The organism is Brevibacillus sp. YAE8, assembly GCF_057543335.1.
This window is the reverse complement of the sequence record NZ_BAAIYG010000198.1, coordinates 1-504: the sequence shown is the minus strand read 5'-3', so window position 1 is coordinate 504 and position 504 is coordinate 1. Positions and strand designations below refer to the sequence as shown.

1 protein-coding gene and 1 pseudogene are annotated in these 504 nt (G+C 43.5%); both read left to right on the top strand.

The features are described from left to right. Positions 1 to 196 (top strand): annotated as a pseudogene (locus AC27IT_RS28370) (transcriptional regulator); the annotation flags it as partial. Between the two features lie 114 nt (positions 197 to 310). Next, positions 311 to 504, top strand: a 194-nt coding sequence (locus tag AC27IT_RS28365) for a MerR family transcriptional regulator (protein ID WP_487092355.1), incomplete at its 3' end; no start/stop codon positions are given.

Here is a 504-nt window from a genome sequence, read left to right as displayed (position 1 = left end):
GCAAGAGTACCACTGGCCTGGTGATGAACCTGTCGAAGAGCAGCACCAATTACGAGCGGCCATATTCTATTACCAGTTGAATTCTCAGGATGAGGAGGTCAATCGGCTGTTAGATCAATGGGAAGTGAGCCATCCAGAGGAGAATGTAAGGAGTTATATCGGGAAATTGCGAGGGGAAGGACAGGGAGAGAGCTAGCTGTTCAGTTGGTGAATAGAGAAATGTTAATTTTGCACTCTTTTCTATGAAAACTTATACTTATCGTTACAGCTGGCTTGAAGCGAAAATAAAAGAATCAGGAGGGGATCAACCATGTACTCCATTAAAGAAGTTGAAATCAGGAGTGGATTGCCCGCATCTACCCTTCGTTATTATGAAAAAGAGGGCATTCTACCTGATGTCGGTCGGGATGAGGGTGGGAGAAGGGTATATACCGAGAAACAAATGGATTGGATCAGGTTTCTTATGGCTATGAAAGATACGGGAATGACCATTGAAGAAATTAA